Raw genomic sequence first — 19942 nt, forward strand, 5'->3', positions numbered from 1 at the left:
CAGGGCAACCTTTCTCGGGAAGGAGACCTTATGCGAAAAGTCATTTTCATTCTTATGCTCATGGCAGCCTTTCTTCTCGCCGTGCAGCCGGTTCTCGCCGAGCCTCTATGGAAGATGGGGAAGGAGCTCACCATCAACTCGTTGTCCGTGTCAGAAGATGGAACGAATGTGGCGGCAGGAACCCAGGACGCTACAGCTGTGCTTCTAGACAAGGACGGTGCCGTTACCTACGAATACGCTGCCAAGAACGTCGTCACAGGCGTGTCGCTCCTTGCCAGCGGCCAAATGCTCGTCGCCTCCGACGACCAAACCGTTTCCTTGATCGGTTCGGACGGCAAGCCGGTGTGGTCCAAAAACATGAAGAAGCTGGTCAAGCTGCTCTCCGCGACAGCGGACGGCCAAGTGATCGCCGTCAGTCTCTTTCGTTCCAACGCTGTTCTCCTTTTAGATATGCAGGGCGAGATTGTGAAAGAAATTCCCGTCGGGATTGATATAACCAGCATGCAAGTGTCCGCGGGCGGCGAGTGGATTGCGGCAGGCGGTGCGGATCAGTATCTGTATTTGTATAACCGAGAAGGGCAGCTCGTCTCGAAAGCCTCGGTCACCGGGGGAATTAACGAGGTGGCGGTATCCGGCGATGGCATTACCGTCGTCGGGACGACGGAAAATACGGCGGTCGCGTTTGATAGCAGTGGAAAAAAGCTGTCCGAAATCGCCGCCAAGGACGTCATCACCTCGGTGCATATTACCAAAGATGCGGGCTACATCGCTTATGCGGATTATTCGGGCAACTACTATATCGGCAATTTGAGCGGCCGGGAACTATGGACCGCGAAGGAAGCTGGTGCCGGCCGGCAAATCCGGTTCAGCCCGGACGGGAAATCGCTGTACGCCGCTTCGGATAAAGGTGCGGTTTTCCGCTATGATGTCGGTCATTTATTGCAAAGCGGGGAGAAAGCGGCCGCCCGTAAGCGCGCCGTCCAAATCGGTGCCGTCGTGGCGGGATTCGCCATTCTGATCGGATTTCTAATCTGGGTGAAAACATACAAACCGCATATCCCCAAGCGGCTGTGGAAAGACAAATACGCTTACTTCATGCTGCTGCCCAGCTTCACGCTGATCTTTCTGTTCTTGTACTATCCATCGTTTTCGGGCCTTTACCACTCTTTGTACAAATGGAACCCGGGCGGGAGAAGCGAGTTCGTAGGGCTGGCCAATTTCCAGCGGATGCTGGGTGATCCCTATGTCGCGAAGGGTTCGTTCAATCTTCTTATTCTCATCGTCACCGGCTTGTTCAAAACGCTCGTTCCGCCGCTATTGGTTGCCGAGCTTATTTACCACCTCAGAAATAAGAGAGCCCAGTATCTGTTTCGGACTTCCTTCGTGATCTCAATGGTGATTCCCTCGGTTGGCTTCCTGCTGGTTTGGCAGGATTTATACGATCCGAACATGGGGTTAATCAACAAAACGCTGGAAGCGATCGGGCTCGGTTCCCTAAGCCATCCGTGGCTGGGGGATTCGAAAACCGCCCTGTGGGCCATCATTTTCATGGGCTTTCCGTTTGTCGGGATCATGCAGCTGCTCGTCATGTATTCGGGTCTGATTGCGATACCCGAGGAAGTGATTGAAGCCGTGAGAATGGATGGCGCAAGACCGATGCGCATTATTCGTTCCATTCATCTTCCCTTGCTGTCTGGGCAGTTCAAACTGCTGATCGTGCTGGCGTTGATCGGGATCGTACAGGATTTCGGGTCGATTCTCATCGTCACCGGCGGGGGTCCGATGGATTCGACTTACGTCCCCGCGCTTCAAATGTATTACGCAGCTACCAAATTCAGCGATCTGGGTTACGCCTCAGCGCTTGGCGTCAGCATGTTCCTCGTCATCCTCTTGATTACGGTCTTGAACATGAAATTTATCAAATCAGCGGAATAAGGGGGGGATCAGCTTGCAAAAAAAAGCGGTGCTGGCCGCCGGCTTTCAGCAAACGAAGGCGGCGGGAAGGCGGCGATTCAAGCCGGCCGTATGGCATCAAACCATCCTTTACCTCGTGCTCGGGCTGTTTGTCTTTCTGACCGTTGCGCCCATTCTGTTCACGCTTTTCTCTTCGTTTAAAAACAATGCGCAGATTCTAGGAGGCTTCTGGTCCCTGCCCAAGCCGCTGCAACTAGAGAATTACGCGATCGCGTTCTCGGCCGTTTGGCGGTATACCGCGAATACGGTTGTTTATTCCGTCGTGGGAAGTGTGCTGGTCGTGCTCTTATCGGCCGTATCGGGGTATACCTTTGCCAAGAAAGACTTTCTCGGCAAGGAAGTTCTCTTCCTGATGATGCTGGCGATCATGATGATTCCAGGCGTACTGACCTTGATTCCTTCTTATGTCCTATACTCCGATCTCGGGTTGATCAATACGCCGTGGGTGATCATCATCAGCGCGGCAGCGGGGGGCCAGATCTTCGGAACCTTCCTGTGCCGCAGCTTTATGGGCGGGCTATCCAACGAACTGTTCGATTCGGCCAAGATCGATGGAGCGTCCGAATATACCGTGTTTGTCAAAATCGTCATTCCTCTCACGGTTCCCGTGCTGATGACCCTGTTCATCATGTCGTCGGTTGGCATTTACAACGACTACATCTGGCCGCTGCTCACCATCAAATCGAATGAGATCCAAATGATCGGCGTCGGGCTCACACAATTTAAAAACCAATTCGGCATCTCCGACATGGGCGTCGAATTCGCCGCTTACATGATTTCCTCTATCCCGCTTGTCGTCTTGTTCAGTTTTGGGATGAAGTACTACATCCAAGGCCTTACTCAGGGTGCTCTGAAAATTTAAAGATTCGCAAATACCGGATACGGAGAGAAACCATGACGAAACCACTCGAGTCACTGCAAATCCCCAGTTGGATATGGCATCCAAACCGCGAGCGGACGATTCTGCTGAAGAAGCGGTTTACGCTTGTGCGTGAGACGGCGGATGTGGAGTTCCGCATCGCCTGCACGGGCGAGGTGGAGGTGGAGCTGGATGGAAAGCGGCTCGGGACTTTCAGCGAGCACCCTCAGCATGTGACCGCATTCCTGAAGCTTGACTTCTTTCCGTCCGTTCTCGAAGCAGGCGCGCATACCCTCACTTTGAAGATCCGTTGCCAGGAGCCCATGCCTCTTCTCCCGATTAACATTCACCTTCGGGATCGTACCCTCGGATGCATCGCGTTTGTCCAAGGGGACGGCTTGTGGCTTCCTACCGATGAATCCTGGGAGACGGAGAACGGACGTGCGGCAGCGGTATGCAGGCTGGGAGAGGAGCCGTACGGCGAATTGGACCATATGCCGGACTGGTTTGTGGCCGGCGGATACGGCGACATGACCGCCGTGCCGATGCAGAAACTAACCTGCGTTTCCAGTCGGGGGCTTGCGGCGGAGCTGCGGGGCAGCAGCCTGCTGGTAACCGGAAACGGCGATGGTCCACTCCAGCTGGAAGAAACAAACGCACGCAACGAGCGCTACATTTTTTATCACCTGCTGAAGCAAAACGAATGGAAAGAACTCCGCGCCCAGCAGGCTGCGAAGGATTGGCGGGCCAAGCCAAAGACGCTCATTGAGTTCCCGCATGAAACAAATGTCCGCTTCCAAATCGAAAATCGGGGAACGGCTCCGGTGGAGGTCTTGTGGAACGGAGCGGAATCCTTGCACGAGCTGCTCGGCTACGACTCTTGCATAACGGAATGCGCGGTTGTAGAGCCGGGGGCGTGTTATGTGACGCGTCCCCAGGGCATGAAGCTCGTCCAATTTTTCGTAGGAGCCGCAGCGGGAGAAAGCTTCCGCCTGGAGATCCGCTTCGAATCCGTCGGTGTCCCCATGAAGCAGGCGGGGGGACTGGAGTGCGACCATCCCTTGCTGCAGAAAATCTACGACGTTTCCGTCCATACAAGTGCGGTCTGCCATCAGACGGGATTATGGGACGGAATCAAGAGGGATCGCCTGAATTGGGCGTACGATATCTACATGGCGGCCAAGACCGATTACGTGCTCTGGGACGATCTTGCCGTTCTGCGCCGCTCCATTCTTGAACTCGCCAAAACCCCATACGGCTACTGGATGAATGCGATTCCGTCGTATACGTTATGGTGGCTTTGCGGAGTGTGGGATTACTTCCAGGAGACAGGCGATACTGGCTTCGTTTTGGAGCTCAAAGACGATCTATCCCGCCACCTCTTGTGGGTGGAAGAAAACACCGACAAGGAAACCGGCTTCTTTTTGCCGCAGGCGCGCTATGAGAATTCCTTCATCGAGTGGGTGCCGATGGGCAGCGAGGAATCCTGGTACTGCCTGAACGCGATCTACAAACTCATGAAACAGCAAATCGGCCAGCTCGCGGCTTGCATACCCGAATTGGGCATAGACGAGGTGATGGATGGACCTGTACTCCCCGAGGAGGTGTTTCTGGACAGTCCACAGGCACTGCTGACGCCCCTGCTCGGGATTCTGTGCGGAGCCGTCAGCCGGGAAAAGGCGGCCGTGTTTCTTCAAAATCAGAGCCTCACAGACCCGTTAACCCCGCTTTCCGCTTATTGGTTCGCCGAGTGCTGCTCCCGGCACGGTCTGCACGAAAAGGCATGGGAAGCGGTAGCACTGGTGTGGGGCTCTATGCTGGGCACCGGCGCAACGACATTTTGGGAGAGCATTGTCCTGGACCGGGGCGAAGACTACCATGCCGCCCAGACGACGTACACGGCATATGACTCTTACCGGATGAGTCTCTGCCACAGCTGGTCCAGCACGCCCGTTGTTTGGATCAGCCGCTACATCCTGGGGATACGGCCGCTGGAACCGGGCTATCGGACCTTTGCCTTTGCACCGAATGCGCTGCCGGGATTGACGTCGTGCAAAGGGAGCGTAAGCACGCCAGCCGGTCCGATTCATGTGGAATGGACGGTGAAGGACGGCGAATTGGAGAAATCCGTCCGGTTTCCCGGGAAGAGAGGGATCTCATGAAAATGGAGTGGCAGGCGGAATGGATCTGGAACAAGCTGCCGGAGGGTACCCCCAATGTTTATCTGGAAGCGAGAAAAAGCTTCGTCTTAGACGCGGAACCTCTCCGTGCGAACCTGTTCCTGTCCGCGAACCAGGAATACCTGGTCTACTTGAACGGTAATGAAATTGGCAGGGGACCGTCTCCATCCGACCAGCAGTGGAAGTATTACGACGAATATGAAGTTGGCGAGTATTTGCACAAGGGGGAAAATGTTCTGGCGGTGGTTACGTACAACTTCGGCACGAAGGATATCGTCACCGGGCAGATGCAGGGTCCGGGTGGAGTCCTTGCGGAGCTTGCCATCGAGTCCGCGGCGTCGGTCCTTACGATTGCGACGGATTCCGCCTGGAAGGTCCGCCGGTCTCCCCGTTGGGTCGAGCAGGTTTCGCGGCAGCATCAATGGGGTGGGTTTCGGGAGATCTACCGGGTGGACCGGGAAGACGGCTGGCAGCAAGTGGACTATGACGACACCAGCTGGGAACATGCGGTCGTTGTGGAGCGGCCCGGCGCAGCGGATGCCCGCTGGCCGAGACTTCTGCCCAGGGAAATTCCTCCGCTTCATCGCGAGCTTCTTAAACCGCAGGCCGTCGTCCGAACGGATGCCAACTTCGGCGGCATAGAGGGAGAGGAGAATCTTCTGGCATCTTCGGAGCCGGGAAGCGGCATGAAGCTGGATGCTAGCAAGCCCGGCTCGCTGCCAGGCGCATTGTTTGATTACGGCAAGGAGGTGGTAGGGTATCCCGAGCTGGATGTGGAGGCTTCTCAAGGAGGGATCGTCCAGCTTTGGTATGGCGAGTCGTTAGACCTTGAGCTCTACGATACGTTTTTGTTGAAAGGCGGACAAAATCAGCTGAAGCCGTTCGGCCGAAGGGCGTTCCGATTTCTGTATGTCACCGTTCAAGCGGCGGCTTCCCCGGTCACGATCTCTCGGCTCGAGACCGAGTCCGTGCACTATGATTTTGATCCGGCCGGCACGTTTCGATGCAGTGATCCTCTGCTGAACCGGATATGGGAGATCGGCACGTATACGACAATGGTGAACAGCCAAGAGCACTTGGAGGACTGTCCGCTCCGCGAGAAGGCGCTGTGGGTAGCGGACGCCGTAGTGATGGGCAAGGTGATCTACCATGTTTTTGGAGAGGAGCGCCTGCTGCGGAAGTGCCTCTTGCAGGGAGCCCGGATCCAGAACGTCGACGGATCGATCCCCGGCACGGGTCCCGAACGAAATGCATTTCTGCTCCCGGACTTCAACGCCCATTGGCTGTTCGGCGTCTACCAGCACTGGCTTTTTACGCGCGACGGGTCTTTCGTTTCCGAAGTTTGGCCTGCTGTCGACAAACTGATGGACTGGTTTCATAGGCAAGAGGACGAAGAGGGCCTTTTTGCACGTGCCGACAGACCGGGCTGGTGGTGCTTTATCGATTGGGCGGAGTATATCGACCGCAGGGACCGCGTCACTGCCATGTCCTGCTTTTACTACAAAGCGCTCCGGACTGCGTCCGAGCTGGCGGGAGCGGCCGGCAAACCAAGCCGTGCAGCAGAGTGGCTGCAGCGGTCGGAACGCCTCCGGCAAACGATACGGGAAACGATGCGCGTTCCGGGCTTCCCCGTGTTCGCGGATTGCATCGGGCCCGACGGATTGTCATCGACCATTACGGCCCAAACCAATTTTGCCGCCATCTGGTGCGGGGTGATGGAGGAGGAGGAAGCGGCCCGCTTCCTGGAGGAATGGTTCTTTGCAGGGAAGACCCCAGCATTGAAGGGAGCATTCTTCTATCATATTGTTCTGGAATGTCTGATTCGGCTAAACCGGGCGGCGGATGCGCTCGGCCTGATGCGTTCCTATTGGGGCGGCATGATCGAGAGAGGAGCCACCACCTGGTGGGAAACATTCGATCCGTCCACGCCTGCTTGTACGGTGCCAAGCCCGTACCAAGGAAACACGCCGACCTATTTGATGGATCATATTCCGGTGAGCCATTGCCACGGCTGGGGGGCTTCCCCCACGTATGTGCTTACGCAGTCGGTGCTGGGGATCGATGTGTCCCGATCGGGCAACGGGGAGATTCGATTCGACCCCCATCCCGGTAATCTGGAATGGGCGGAAGGGTCCGTGCCCACTCGATACGGGCCCATCCACGCGGCGTGGAAAAAGGCGGAGGATGGCGTCCTGGACTGCGAGTTGACCGTTCCTGCTAGCATGAAAGTGGTCCTGAGCGGCAGACATCGCGTCGCCGTCCGAAGAGGAGGGGTGACAGCAAGTGAATAACGCTAGAAGGCTGGATCCAGGTTCGGGCCCAGCCCCCGATTGGAAGGACGCCATATGGATCTGGAAGCCGGGAGAACAAGCGGCCGGGGATTATGCCGTGTTCCGAAAAAAACTCCAGTTCCAAGCGGCTCCCCGCTCCGTCGTTCTGTATATCTCGGCCCATCATGTGATGCACGTGTACATAAACGGTCGCCGGATCAGCGGGTACGGGTCGCCGGCTCCCTCCAATCCGCCCTTCACCAAGCTCTATCTCGCCTACGACGTGACCTCCTGTCTCGGAGCAGGTAGTCAAACGTTGGCGGCAACCGTTCATTATTTGGGCGGCGGAGGGCAAAACCAGGCGGATGGCGCTCCGGGCTTGATCTGCCGGCTGGAGGGAGTGGACGGGGAGGGTAACCGCTTCGGACTCGGTACGGACGACAGTTGGGAAGTGTGCAGACGCATTCCGTATATGCCGGGAACCCCATTCCAGCAGAGCCGCCGGCTGTCCGTGGTCGAACGGTTCGACGCGGAAGCCGCACGGTACACCCTATCGTGGATACAGGGTGAGGAAGCCGATCATCCTGTCCTTTACGCCGTCCCTTCGCCGATCGAAACGGCGAATCCGGCTTGGAGGCTGCGGCCGCAGGATATTCCAGAAGGCAGCGAAGAGGAAGCGATTCGCCCCGAACCGTGCGGCATGCAGCAGGCCGGCTGTCAAGTTTTCGATGCCGGACGTATCGTCAGCGGATGGGTCCGGCTGCGCCTAAAAGGAGCGGCCGACGCAACCGTGAGGATCCGGTATGCGGAGCAGCTGAACGGAGAAGGACGGGCAGCGCGATTCGTCTGCAACGAACCAAGCGAAACGTATTATGACGAATACCGGATGGCTGGGAATGAACGGGAGACATGGCAGCCTGATTTCGCCTATAAGGCGTTTCGGTATTTCGAAATTACGGGGTACCCGGAGCGGATCCGTCCAGAAGTGCTGGACGTCGTGTTCGCCCATACCCCGCTTGGCCGGGAAGGAGAGTTCGAATGCTCCGACCCTCTGCTCAATGCGATGTTCCGCGCCTGTCTGCTCACGCAGAAGAACAATGTGCTGGGCCAGGTGGTGGACTGCCCGCACCGCGAGCAAGCGCAATATCTGGCGGATTCCGATCTGCAGGCGGAAGCGTTGACCGGTCTGTTCGAAGCCGGGCATGTTCTCCGCAAGGTGCTGCGGGACTTCACGGATGCGATGCAGCCCGACGGTTCCTTTCCCTTCGTATCACCGGGAAACGCTCACCGCGAGGAGTTCCGGATCCAGATTCCCGAATGGGATCTCCACTTTGTGAGCCTGCTTTGGAAGATCTATTATGCGTACGGAGATCCGGGAGTCGTCGCCGAATTCTATCCGCCGGCGGTCTGCTTGATGGACGGCTATCTCGATCTGCGCTGCCCGGACACCGGCCTCATCCGCAAGAGCGATCGCTGGCATATCAGCGACTGGCCGTATCCGCGCATCGATCAAGACGGCCCTTATCTGACGGTTCAGAATGCCAAATGCTTTTCCGCGCTCGTTACGATGAGCCTGCTGGCTCCTCTTGCCGGCCGCAGGGAGGAAGGGGTCCGGTTCCTGCAAGCCGCGGAAGCTCTCAAGGAGTCGATGCTCCGGCACCTCTACGATCCTGCGGGCAAGCGGTGGCGCGACTGCTTCGGGTCGGCCGCATGCAGCCAGGGGACGAATGCACTGGCGCTGCGCGTTGGACTTACGCCCGATGAGGACCGGCAGCAGGCGATAGCCGGATTGACCGCGGACTGGGAATGCCGCACGGTTCTCTCGCTGGACTTGTTCCGCCTGCTGTTTGAAGAAGGCGAGGAGGAGACGGCGTTCCGCTGGCTGAGCCGCCCGGATTATCCCGGCTGGGGCTATATGATTGCGCAGGGAGCCAAGACCATGTGGGAGGGATTCGAGGATAAGGAATCCCACAGCCATGCCTGGAACGGATATCCCGCCCGGCTGATGACGGATTACCTGCTGGGGATCCGGCTGCTGGAACCCGGATTCCGGACGATTCGCATCCGCCCGTATTTCGCGCCGAAGCTGACCTATGCGAAAGGGAAGATCGTGACGGTGCTGGGCGATGTCCGCGTGCGATGGGAGCGGCAGGACAGCGGCATCTTGCTGTACGCCGAGGTGCCGAAGGGGATGAAGGCGGAGCTAAGCGTTGCATCCTCACACCCGTCCTCCGTGCTCCTCGGAGAAGGCAGCCATCTGTTCGCCATCCGAGACGGGCAGCCGGCGCCGATTCCTTCCCAGTCCGAGGCATCTAACGACTGAGCGAGACGTGTTCGTTCGATCATGCAACTCTACCAAGAATCGGCATCCTTGCAACCATTTGAGGAGGTGGATCGCCATGAAAAGAAACCGAGATTGCCGCATGTTCGTATCCGTCCTTATTCTTATCCTGCTCTTTACAGGATTTCCTTTTTCGCCCGGTGCCGGTGCGGCCGGGACTACGACATCGGTCGCTTACGAGTTTAATGAAGACGGCAATGCCGAAGGCTGGATGCAGTTCCGCAACGGTGTGGAGAGTTACCGGGTGCAGGAAGGAAGTCTGCATCTTAAGTTAAACGGGACGGACCCTTTTTGGTACGGTCCCGAGCCGGTCGGGCTCACTGCTTCCGCCGACCAAACGATTACCGTGCGCATGCGTGCGACTAAGGGAGACTCCGTCGCTTTCTATTTCGATACAACTCTTTACCCGGGGCTGTCCCAAAGTAAAAGAATCCTGATTCCGATAAAAGCGGACGGAGAATTTAACGAGTATACCGTGAACGCGGGCGTTCACCCGAACTGGAAAGGAGTCGTGCAAAAGCTGAGGATGGACCTGGAGCCGGCGGCAAGCGTGCCTTCCGAGGTATCCGTCGATTACATCCGGATCGCCGACCATTCCGACTTCGGATTTGAATTCAGCGGAACGGACGGCTGGCGCTCCGTCCAAGATTTGAGTGACCTGCAAGCGCAGTCCGGCAGTGTCACCGCCTATGTATACGGCTCCCGTCCTTCCATGGAATCGGGCTTCATAGGGGAGCCGGCCGACAAACTGGGCGAAATCAAAATCAGAACCCGGTTAACCGGCGGCTCGGCCGATGCCATGCGGATTTCGTTCACCACGGAGGATTCCCCTGACTATACGGATGCCAATGAGATTCGCATTCCGATTATCGCCGGAGGGGACTACCAGGAATACCTCGTCAAAATGTGGGAGCATCCGTCCTGGAAGGGCACGATCCGGAGCGTTCGCATCAGTCTGGATTATACGGGCCCTCAGCAAGGGGCCGTGTGGGAAACCGACTATGTTCGGTTCCAAAGCGTTACTCTGCCGGTCTTCGACTGGAATCGGGACGGGGATGCCCAAGGCTGGATCCCGATTCATCATCTCACTCCCTTCCGCATCGCGGACGGATTGCTGCAAACCACGGTAACCGGCTCGGACCCTCATTTGGGGATCGATAACCTGGTAGGCGTCATTGGCGAGAGGGATAAAAGCCTCAAGATCCGGATGGCAGCCACGGCAGGGAATTTCGTATCGATTTTCTTCGCGACGGATACGGCGCCGGCCTATGCGGAAACGCGCCGGTTCGATTTTACCATTACGGCTGACGGCACGATGAGAGACTATGTCATACCCGTAGGCGACCACCCGATGTGGAAAGGAAAAATCACCAAGCTGCGATTCGACCTCGAGGGCGGGGAACGGACGAACGCCGTTCTGACGTTTGACGAAGTACGCCTCCAATCGAGTCCCGCCGGCGCAACCATGAATGTAAAGCGTTCCAAGCCGGCTTTACATGCAGGGGAAGATGCGGAAATCACCGTTGATCTCTCAAATACCGGGGGAAAAGCCTTCTTCAGCCCGCAGGCGGAGCTTATCCTCTCCGAGGGGCTTAGCTTGAACGGCGGGAATGGCGTGCAGCGTCTGCCGGACCTGCGTCCCGGCGAAACCAAAACCGTCACGTGGAAAGTAAAAGCAGTCTCCGAAAGTGCTGCGAATGTCGGTGTCCGACTCCAAGCCGCAGGATACGAGCAAGGATATTCCGTCGCATTGCCTATCGTCAAGGCTCACGCGGCTGTGCCGGGCGGGAGGCCCGAAAGTACGCGGGCATACGTAGATCCGCAGACCGGGGATGCTGTCCTGGAGAATCCGAACGTCCGGTTCGTAGCTCCCAAATCGGGCTTCGGCTATGGGCAATATCAGGTCTTCGGATGGGATGACGCACAAGGCTGGAAGCAAATGGCGAGCTCGCAGCCGTTTGCCGGGGCAGTGGTCCGTCAGGACGAGAACAGCGCGGAGACCGTCGCGTTCCACCCAACCCGTGCAGCGGCCGCCGGGACGGCAAGCGAGCAGCGGCTGACGTTCCAGGGAGAGACGTCTGATACAGCCGGAAGACGGTGGAGTTACCAATTTGAATTTGCTTTGAAGGACGGCGACTTGCAAATCCGGTCCCAGCAGCGCATTCAGTCGGACAGAGACGCCGAGCTCTTGAATATGACGGGTCCGGTTCTCACGGTTGGCGAAGGCAGCTTCGGCAGCTGGAAAGAGGAAGCGCTGTTCCCGGGGCTTGAATGGCTTGTCGGGGAGGAAACGTCCTCCAGCAAGCTTGATATTCACACGCCGGACTACTTACGTCTTGTTCCCCATCCGTACAAGATTACGGTTCCTTTGATGGCTGTACGCGAGGGAGGCCTGCTCGTCAGCCTCAGCTGGGACCCCCATCAGAAGTGGGATGGAGTGAACGAGCTTCCGGCAGCTAAATTCGCTTCGCCTAACTGGGTAGAGAATCAAAGCAACCACGTGCTGGGGCTGTCCGCGCTCAGCGTGCCGACCTGGGTGAAGGAGAACCAGGAGCTGGCTCATACGGCATATCCTCTGAAGGCGGGACGGCCGATCGAGCTGAAGTCGGGCATCACGGTGTCCAAGGCGGACTCGGTTGCTGAAGCGGTCGATCTGTATATGAAGCAGGAAGGCGCTCTTCCTGCCGTGCCGCAGGTTTATGATTTCCAGAAACAAGTAGACCTTGGGCTCGACGCCTATCTGCGAACCTATTGGGATCCGGCAACCAGCGGTTGGCGCCATGTCAACATTCCGTCCTGGGGAACGAACCAGTATCCTGCCGACATGGTTAGCCTTAAGCTGCTGGGCATGTCCCAGCCGGACCGCAAGCCGGAGGTAGAGAAGGTCATCTCGAAGGCGCTGGGCGCCATGGCGGACAAAAAGAAATTGGGGGATCCGGATTACCATATCCCTCAATTCCAGGCAGCGTTCCATGTCGGCTACATGGAGGAGATGCTGGCGGGGTTGAAAGCCGAGATGCAGGCGCTCATGGACACGCAAATCGCATCGGGCGCGTGGGTCTATGACAGAGAGAATGCCTATAACCCTCCACTCGGCAGCAATGGCACACCGCTTCTCGGACAGACGGCCCAGAACGCCAAGCTCTTGTTGAAATATGCGGCGATGACGGGCGATACGAAGGCGGAAGAGGCGGGCTACAAAGGACTCGCTGCATTGGATGCCATGGGCAAGGTACCGCGTGCCGGACAGCCGTGGGAAGTCCCTCTGCATGCACCCGATATCCTCGCCGCCGGGCATGCTGCTGGCGCTTATCTGCAGGCCTACAAGATGACCGGGGATAATGGGTATTTGCAAAAATCCGCCGAATGGGCGCAAGCCGGCCTGCCCTTTGTCTACACTTGGGGAGTACAGGAACGGCCGATGATGGAATATGGAACGATACCGATCTTTGGCGCTTCCGCTTACATTAACTCCTGGCTGGCTTCTCCGGTCCAATGGAACGGACTTGTATACGCCTACGAATTGATGGATCTGTCTCTCTATGACACCTCGGGGCCATGGAAGCAAGTGGCCGACGGCATATTGGCAAGCGCAGAGAAGCAGCAGGCATCGGGTGAGAATGAAACCTGGAGAGGCGGCTACCCGGACAACTGGAGGCTCATCTCCAACAGCCGTTCGGACACCGTCATGCTGAATCCGGAGGAAATTGTCAAAACCGTATTCATGAAGCGGTTCGTTGAAAACAAAGGGCCGAATCCGGACGTTCACTCGGTTACCATCCCCGGCTGTCCGGAGCCGGTTGCGGGCAAAAAGCAGTGCTCCGAAACACGAGTGACTTCACTGGCAGCGATCAACGATCAATCTCCAGCCGACACGAAGCATCTGGTCTCTTTCGAACTGAAGTATCCGGCTGGTGAAACGAGCTACGTTCTCGTCGCGAAGAGAGAAAACCCGCGCAAAATCACGATCAACGACGTCGAGCTTAGCGTTGCCGGCGACTTGAACGCGGCTGCGGAAGGATGGAGCTACATGGAGGATAGCCGGTATTTGCTCCTGAAAATCCGGCATACCGGACAGGATCAAGTCAAGATTCACTATTAATCTAACAGGGCGGAAATCGGCCGTTCTCGGGAACAAGGTGGGTAAGCCGTCTGGAACCGAGAGGACCGTTTTCCGCTTTTCCCTGCGCAGGGAAAGCCATGCGCATTCCGGACAAAATTACATTTCTCTGAAAGGAGGATTGGCTCGATGCTGGGTTCAGGACGATGGATTTCGGATCCGCGGTTTGCAGGACGTCCCCCTCTTTCCCTGCTGCGTAAGGAACTGGCGGGGCCGACCGCGCCGGAGCACGATCCGGAGCTGCGAAATGTCCATACGCTGTACCGGAAAGTCGTGCAGCTGCCGGAAATCGGGAACGGCGCAGTACTGGATATTACCGCCGACGATTATTACAAGCTGTATGTGAACGGCCGTTTTATCGGGCAGGGACCGGCGCAAGGGTATCCTGACCGGTACTTCTTCAACCGCTATGATCTGACAGAGTGGGTAAGGCCCGGTGCGAACGTCATCGCGGTCCATGTTTATTATCAAGGGTTAGTCAATCGCGCGTTCAACAGCGGAGATTACCGACAAGGGCTGGCGGCTGAACTTCGCGCCGTAGACGGCACTTTGCTGGCGTTCACGGACTCTGCCTGGAAGATTAGGGAGGCAGAGGAATTTGGCGGCCCGTTTGCCGACATCATAGCCTACAATACGCAGTTTGCCGAGTCTATCGATTCTCGCCTCGCTATCCGCGGCTGGCGGGAAGTCGATTACGACGATTCCGAATGGGAGAATGCCGCAGAACGTCCGGATGATGACCACCTTCTCGTTCTGCAGCCGACGCCTGTCGTGGATGTGTATGCCGTCGCCCCGTCTACGTTGCGGAACCAGTCACCGGGATCCTTCGTGATCGATTTCGGAAAAGAACTAACCGGATGCTTTACGATGCGGGCCAAAGGGCAAAGAGGGGACCGCATAGAGATCCGATGCGGAGAGGAATTGGAAGCAAACGGATCTGTACGGTGGGAGCTTCGATGCGGCTGTACCTATCGGGAGACATGGACGCTATCCGGCGAGGAAGATGTCTTCGAGCCTTACGATTACAAAGGCTTCCGTTATGTGGAGGTTGTCGGTCCGCAGGAGGCCATCCTGTCGGACAGCTTTGCCGCGCGAGTTCGGCACTACCCCTTCCCGCAGCAATCGTCCGCCTTCACATCGGCGGATGAGACGTTGAACCGGGTGTGGGACATATGCCGCCATGCGGTTCGGATGGCGACCCAGGAGCATTTTACCGATTGTCCTACCCGCGAGAAAGGTCAATATTTGGGAGACAACACCATAACGGCGCTATCGCATCTGTATTTGACGGGCGACCTTAGGATATACCGGAAGGCACTCGAGGATTTCGCCGCCTCCGGAGCCGTATGTCCGGGCCTCATGGCTGTTGCTCCGGGGCACCACATGCAGGAAATCGCCGACTACTCCCTGCAGTGGCCGAGGCAGCTGTTCGATTATTACAAACACAGCGGGGACCGTACTTATCTTCAACAGATGGCGCCTGTGGCTGAACAAATTATCGACTATTTTGAACGATACGAGAGATCCGACGGGCTGCTGGAAAACGTCAAGGACAAATGGAACCTCGTCGATTGGCCGCCCAATCAAAGGGACGGCTATGACTTTGACCTGGGCATTCCCGTTTCGGACGGCTGCCACAATGTCATCAATGCCTTTTATTTCGGGGCACTATGCGCGGTAGAAGAGATCCGCAGCGTGCTGGGGCATCCCCCCATTGGAAAAAAGGAGAGGTTCGCAGAAGCTTTCCGCCATACCTTCTGGTGCAAGGAGACGGGATTGTTCCAGGATGCCGAACGTTCCTCTCACAGCTCCCTCCATGGAAATGCATTAGCGCTGCTATTCGGTTTGGTGCCGGAATCGGGCAAGCGCTCAGTCGTTTCCTTCTTGAAAGCCAAGAAACTTTCCTGCGGCGTCTATTTTTCGTACTTTTACTTGAAGGCGCTGGCACAGGCGGGGGAGCGGGAGTTTGTCTATTCGCTCCTGGTTACGGATGAGCCCCATGAACTTCCGGGTCCTAACGGACCTGTCACGATTCACGGCTACTGGAACCAGATGCTCCGGGAAGGAGCGAGCGCTTGCTTCGAAAGCTGGTCCAAGGAACTGAAGTGGAACACCAGTCTATGCCACCCATGGGCAAGCTCCCCGATTCCGATCCTGATCGAGGACATTCTTGGCTTGAAGCCGGCGGAGCCGGGTTGGACAACAATCGAATGCGAGCCGGTTCCCGCTCACCTGCCGGACATCGACATTCGCTTCCCTACGGTTTCGGGTATCGTCCATGCAAGGGTCCAGGGAGAGACAGCGCGTATCAGGAAACAGCCGCTCATAACCTAAACGCCAGTCAGGAGTACGTAGGCGATTTCGTAAAAATAACAAAATTATCAAAAAATTGTTACGCAACGGGCACAGTATGGTATATAATAGCTTTCGGATTTGAAAGGGAATGTTTGGGTGGAAGATTTCTATCACCAGCATCCTGTTTGTCCAATTTTATATCCTCAAAGGAGTGCCATTGCTTGCTACGCATCATGAGTTACATCATCGCCGGTTTGTTTGGACTCGCTGTCGTTTTGCTTCTGATGAAGCATTTGATCGGAATTGCCGGTCTTCTTCTGGCCGTTTGGGGAGGGCGGAGGATGCTTGCCAATCGCAAACGGCAAGTGTCGGTCAAGAAGCCGGCCATCGTGACGGCGGCCGGCGCCCTGCTCACCATCGTCTGGTTTGCGGTCGTGCCGGGAGGCGGTGATCAGGCGCTAAGCGGACTGCCCGCTGCGGAAGGCCGGCTCGCCGGCAAGGTCGTTAAAGTTGTGGACGGCGATACGATTGACGTCGCGATCGCCGGCAAGACGGAGCGGGTGCGCCTCCTGCTGATCGACACGCCGGAGACGGTCGACCCGAACCGTCCCGTGCAGCCGTTCGGGCCGGAAGCGTCCGCGTTCACCAAGCAGCTGCTGAATGGTAAGGACGTGACGCTGGAGAAGGACGTCTCCGAGCAGGACAAATACGGAAGACGGCTCTACTACGTCTATGTAGGCGATCGGATGGTCAATGAGGCGCTGCTCGAGCAGGGGCTCGCTCGGGTCGCCGTTTATCCGCCGGATGTCAAATACGTCGACCGGTTCCGGGAGATCCAGAAGAAAGCGCAGAGCGCAGGCGCCGGCATTTGGAGTATAGAGAACTACGCGCGCGAGGACGGCTATCATGTCGAGGCCGCTCCGTCGGCAAACGCCCCGTCTGCCAAGCCCGAGGCGACTCCGCAGCCATCCGCGTCCGCGGCGTCCACCGCCCCGGCCAAAACAGCCGCCCCGTCGGCCTCGCCTTCTGCCCCGCCGGCCCAGACAGCGGCGCCAAAAGGAACGGCGGCGCCTAAGGAGACGGCGGCCCCCAAAGAGACGGCGGCTCCCAAGCCGTCCGCCACCCCCAAGCCGGCGGCACCGAAGGAATCTGCGGCCCCCAAGCAGAGCAATGTCTATTATAAGAATTGCACGGAAGCCAAGGCGGCGGGAGCCGCGCCGATCCGCCGGGGAGAGCCGGGCTACGGCACGCATCTCGACCGCGATAAGGATGGCATCGCCTGTGAGTAATAGTGGAGCGTAAGCTGCGCTAAGCGCTCGCCGCGGCGAGCCGTACCGGGCAGCAACCCGGCCGAACAGCCGAAAATGATCAAGAGAGAAGAGGACAGCCTCTTCTCTCTTTTTTGTTGCGGCTTGCGGCGGGAGCACGGCTTCAGGAGCGGCCGCTTTCCACAGGCTCGGCGGGAGGGCGGTGGAGGAGCGGTTCGGCCGCTTCGCCGCTCGACAAGCCGGCGCATTCCCGGAAGGCGAACTGCCTGCAGCCAGCGCATCGGGCCGGATCGAGCCGGGTGAGCGCGAAGGCGATGGCTTTCCCGGTCCGCGGGAAGAAACGGTCTTCTCCGATTCGCTTGTCCAGTCCCGTCCGCCTAAGCATTTCACGGGGCTGGGGACGAAGCCCCGACACGAGCACGGTGCCGCCCGACTCCTCGAAGTGTAGGACCAGGGCGGACAGATGTGCCTCACCGGTCAGATCGAGGAAGGGGACCTTTCCCATGCGAAGCAGCAGAATCCCTGGGCTGCCGCGATGCGTAGCGGCCATCTCCCGTTCGAACCGGACGGCGGCTCCGAAAAACAGAGGTCCTTCGATTGTATACATGCTGATCTGCGGACAGTCCCGGCCGGCGGACACCTGCCGGGGAGAGACCTTGTCGGTTGCGGGATCGGGAAGCACCTTGTCGACCGAGAGCAGGCCGCCCATCCGACGGACGAACAGAAGCAGAGCCAGCAGTAGGCCTCCGGCCACAGCCGTCGTCAAATCCGCGAACACGGTAAGCAGGAACGTAAGCAAGAGCACCAGAGAGTCGCTTGTCCGCGTCCGCAGAATGGACAGGAACGTCCGCCTCTCGCTCATGTTCCAGGCGACGACCATAAGAATCGGGGCCATCCCGGCTATCGGAATGGAGGAGGCATATGGGGCGAACAAGAGTAGCACTAGGAGTACGACAGCTCCGTGGATGACGCCCGATAACGGAGAGACGGCGCCGCTTCGGATGTTTGTCGCCGTCCGGGCGATCGCCCCGGTCGCGGGGATGCCGCCGAACAGCGGCGTCACCATGTTGGCGACGCCCTGTCCGATCAGCTCCCGGTTGCTGTTGTGCTTCGTTCCGGTCATGCCGTCTGCGACGACGGCCGACAGCAGCGATTCTATGCCGCCGAGGAGAGCTATGGTGAGGGCGGGGCCGAGCAGACGGACCGTCCGCTCCCACGTCAGGTCCGGCCACTGCAGGTGAGGCAGTGAGGCCGGAATGGGACCGTAGGTGGAGCCGATCGTCGCCACCTGTCCGCCATAGAACAAGGTGGCGGCAGCTCCGGTCACAAGGAGCGCAGCGAGCGACGTGGGCACCCGGGGGAGATATCGGGGGAGCGCCAGAAGCAGGGCGAGGCTGAGTCCTGCAAGAAAGACGCTGGCCGGATTGGCGTCCGGCAGATGGGTGATCACTTCGAAGAGATTCGCAAGCGGCTTTTCATGCTTCTCGAGATGGACGAGGCCGAGAGCGTTGGCCAGCTGGCCTGTGAAAATCAGTACGGCAATGCCGGCGGTGAAGCCGACCGTTACTGGCCGGGGAATATAACGGATGAGTCCGCCAAGCTTCAGGACGCCCATAAGAAGGAGGAGGATGCCTGACAGGAAGCCGGCGACGAGCAGATCCTCGTAGCCGTACTGCATGACAATGGCGAACAAAAGCGGGACGAAGGCGCCGGTAGGCCCTCCAATCTGATAACGGGAGCCTCCGAACAGGGAGATCAGAATGCCTGCGATGATTGTCGTGTAGATGCCGTACTCGGGCCGGACGCCGGAGGCGATGGCGAATGCCATGCCGAGCGGAATCGCAATAATGCCGACGGTGATGCCGCTGGCAAGGTCCTTCCGGATGAAGGCGGCCCGGTAGCCGGAGAAGCGGGAAAACCCGTTCATGACGTAACCTTCTTTTCTCATATATTTGAATATTTGAAGATATAGAAGTATACTACGTCCGCAGCCCGGTTATGTCAAACAAAAAAACAAGGCAGCCGGTGCGAATATTCCGCGGGCTCCCTTGTTACGGCTTACTGCTCGCTTCTTATCTCCTCAAGCAGCGAGACGGTATCGACAAGATGGTTGTCGAAGATCTGTTTGGCGACCGCGAGCAGCTCACGGATTAGCGGGTCACGGAGCGAGTAGATGACGGAGGTGCCTTCCTTTCGGCCGTACACGACATTCCTGCTCCGGAGGACGGCCAGCTGCTGGGAGACAGCCGAGCCTTCCGATCCGAGAAGCGTCTGCAGCTCGTTTACGTTCTTGTCGCCCGTACTTAACTCCTCCAGAATGCGGATGCGCATCGGATGGGCGAGCGCCTTGAAGAAATCCGCTTTGAACTGCTGGATCGATTGGGCTTGATTCATTACGCATGCTCCCTTGACAATTTCCCTTTGTCTGCTTGCAGGACCAAGCAGTTTGCTAGCAATAGAATACCACAGTTTGGGCCGGGATGCTTTGCCGAGCAGCTTGCGGGCAATCCATGACCATACGGGTGCCTGCCTGGAGCTTCTAAAATAGGCGTCGGCCGCAATCGACACAAGAAAGCTTGCCGCAAAAGCGCATGCGATCGGACGGAGTAGAGGACGCACTAAACCCCCTTCCGCA

The 19942-nt window shown here is 57.9% G+C and carries 10 protein-coding genes; 8 read left to right on the plus strand and 2 right to left on the minus strand.

Annotation, left to right across the window (positions count from 1 at the left end):
- The first annotated feature begins 30 nt into the window (after positions 1-30).
- The 8 genes from KJS47_RS13335 (at position 31) to KJS47_RS24095 (ending at position 17328) form a co-directional block, all read left to right on the plus strand.
- Complete coding sequence (locus KJS47_RS13335; RefSeq protein ID WP_213525530.1) at positions 31-1935, plus strand: ABC transporter permease subunit; 1905 nt, start codon at positions 31-33, stop codon at positions 1933-1935.
- 13 nt (positions 1936-1948) lie between these two features.
- The gene (locus KJS47_RS13340; RefSeq protein ID WP_249716356.1) at positions 1949-2836 is read left to right on the plus strand and encodes a carbohydrate ABC transporter permease; all 888 of its coding nucleotides are present in this window, start codon (positions 1949-1951) and stop codon (positions 2834-2836) included.
- Between the two features lie 32 nt (positions 2837-2868).
- Positions 2869-4995: an alpha-L-rhamnosidase C-terminal domain-containing protein gene (locus KJS47_RS13345; RefSeq protein ID WP_213525531.1), complete on the plus strand. Its 2127-nt coding sequence runs from the start codon at positions 2869-2871 to the stop codon at positions 4993-4995.
- Positions 4992-7304: an alpha-L-rhamnosidase-related protein gene (locus KJS47_RS13350; RefSeq protein WP_213525532.1), complete on the plus strand. Its 2313-nt coding sequence runs from the start codon at positions 4992-4994 to the stop codon at positions 7302-7304. Before KJS47_RS13345 ends, KJS47_RS13350 begins: the two co-directional genes overlap by 4 nt.
- Positions 7297-9606 (plus strand): alpha-L-rhamnosidase, encoded by a 2310-nt coding sequence (locus KJS47_RS13355; RefSeq protein ID WP_213525533.1) that lies wholly within the window; start codon positions 7297-7299, stop codon positions 9604-9606. Before KJS47_RS13350 ends, KJS47_RS13355 begins: the two co-directional genes overlap by 8 nt.
- A 76-nt stretch (positions 9607-9682) precedes the next feature.
- Positions 9683-13726 (plus strand): COG1361 family protein, encoded by a 4044-nt coding sequence (locus tag KJS47_RS13360; RefSeq protein ID WP_213525534.1) that lies wholly within the window; start codon positions 9683-9685, stop codon positions 13724-13726.
- A 147-nt stretch (positions 13727-13873) separates the two neighbouring features.
- A complete protein-coding gene (locus tag KJS47_RS13365) occupies positions 13874-16078 on the plus strand; it encodes a family 78 glycoside hydrolase catalytic domain (RefSeq protein WP_213525535.1) in 2205 nt (734 codons plus the stop codon).
- Positions 16079-16260: 182 nt separating this feature from the next.
- Positions 16261-17328 carry a thermonuclease family protein gene (locus tag KJS47_RS24095; protein WP_249716358.1) on the plus strand — a complete coding sequence of 356 codons (1068 nt, stop codon included), beginning with the start codon at positions 16261-16263 and terminating at the stop codon, positions 17326-17328.
- A gap of 142 nt (positions 17329-17470) precedes the next feature.
- Here KJS47_RS24095 and KJS47_RS13380 read toward each other — a convergent pair whose 3' ends face one another.
- Both KJS47_RS13380 and KJS47_RS13385 read right to left on the minus strand, forming a co-directional pair.
- Positions 17471-19234 carry a SulP family inorganic anion transporter gene (locus KJS47_RS13380; protein WP_213525536.1) on the minus strand — a complete coding sequence of 588 codons (1764 nt, stop codon included), beginning with the start codon at positions 19232-19234 and terminating at the stop codon, positions 17471-17473.
- Positions 19235-19365: 131 nt separating this feature from the next.
- Positions 19366-19701 carry an ArsR/SmtB family transcription factor gene (locus KJS47_RS13385; protein ID WP_213525537.1) on the minus strand — a complete coding sequence of 112 codons (336 nt, stop codon included), beginning with the start codon at positions 19699-19701 and terminating at the stop codon, positions 19366-19368.
- Between the last annotated feature and the right edge of the window lie 241 nt (positions 19702-19942).

Origin of the sequence: Paenibacillus sp. J31TS4 (assembly GCF_018403265.1) — a bacterium.
Lineage (GTDB): Bacteria > Bacillota > Bacilli > Paenibacillales > NBRC-103111 > J31TS4.

Bases quoted from the DNA above. Each gene is read 5' to 3' on its own strand.
- KJS47_RS13335 (WP_213525530.1), top strand. From the start codon at position 31: ATGCGAAAAGTCATTTTCATTCTTATGCTCATGGCAGCCTTTCTTCTC.
- KJS47_RS13345 (WP_213525531.1), top strand. From the start codon at position 2,869: ATGACGAAACCACTCGAGTCACTGCAAATCCCCAGTTGGATATGGCAT.
- KJS47_RS13350 (WP_213525532.1), top strand. From the start codon at position 4,992: ATGAAAATGGAGTGGCAGGCGGAATGGATCTGGAACAAGCTGCCGGAG.
- KJS47_RS13360 (WP_213525534.1), top strand. From the start codon at position 9,683: ATGAAAAGAAACCGAGATTGCCGCATGTTCGTATCCGTCCTTATTCTT.
- KJS47_RS13365 (WP_213525535.1), top strand. From the start codon at position 13,874: ATGCTGGGTTCAGGACGATGGATTTCGGATCCGCGGTTTGCAGGACGT.
- KJS47_RS13380 (WP_213525536.1), bottom strand. From the start codon at position 19,234: ATGAACGGGTTTTCCCGCTTCTCCGGCTACCGGGCCGCCTTCATCCGG.
- KJS47_RS13385 (WP_213525537.1), bottom strand. From the start codon at position 19,701: ATGAATCAAGCCCAATCGATCCAGCAGTTCAAAGCGGATTTCTTCAAG.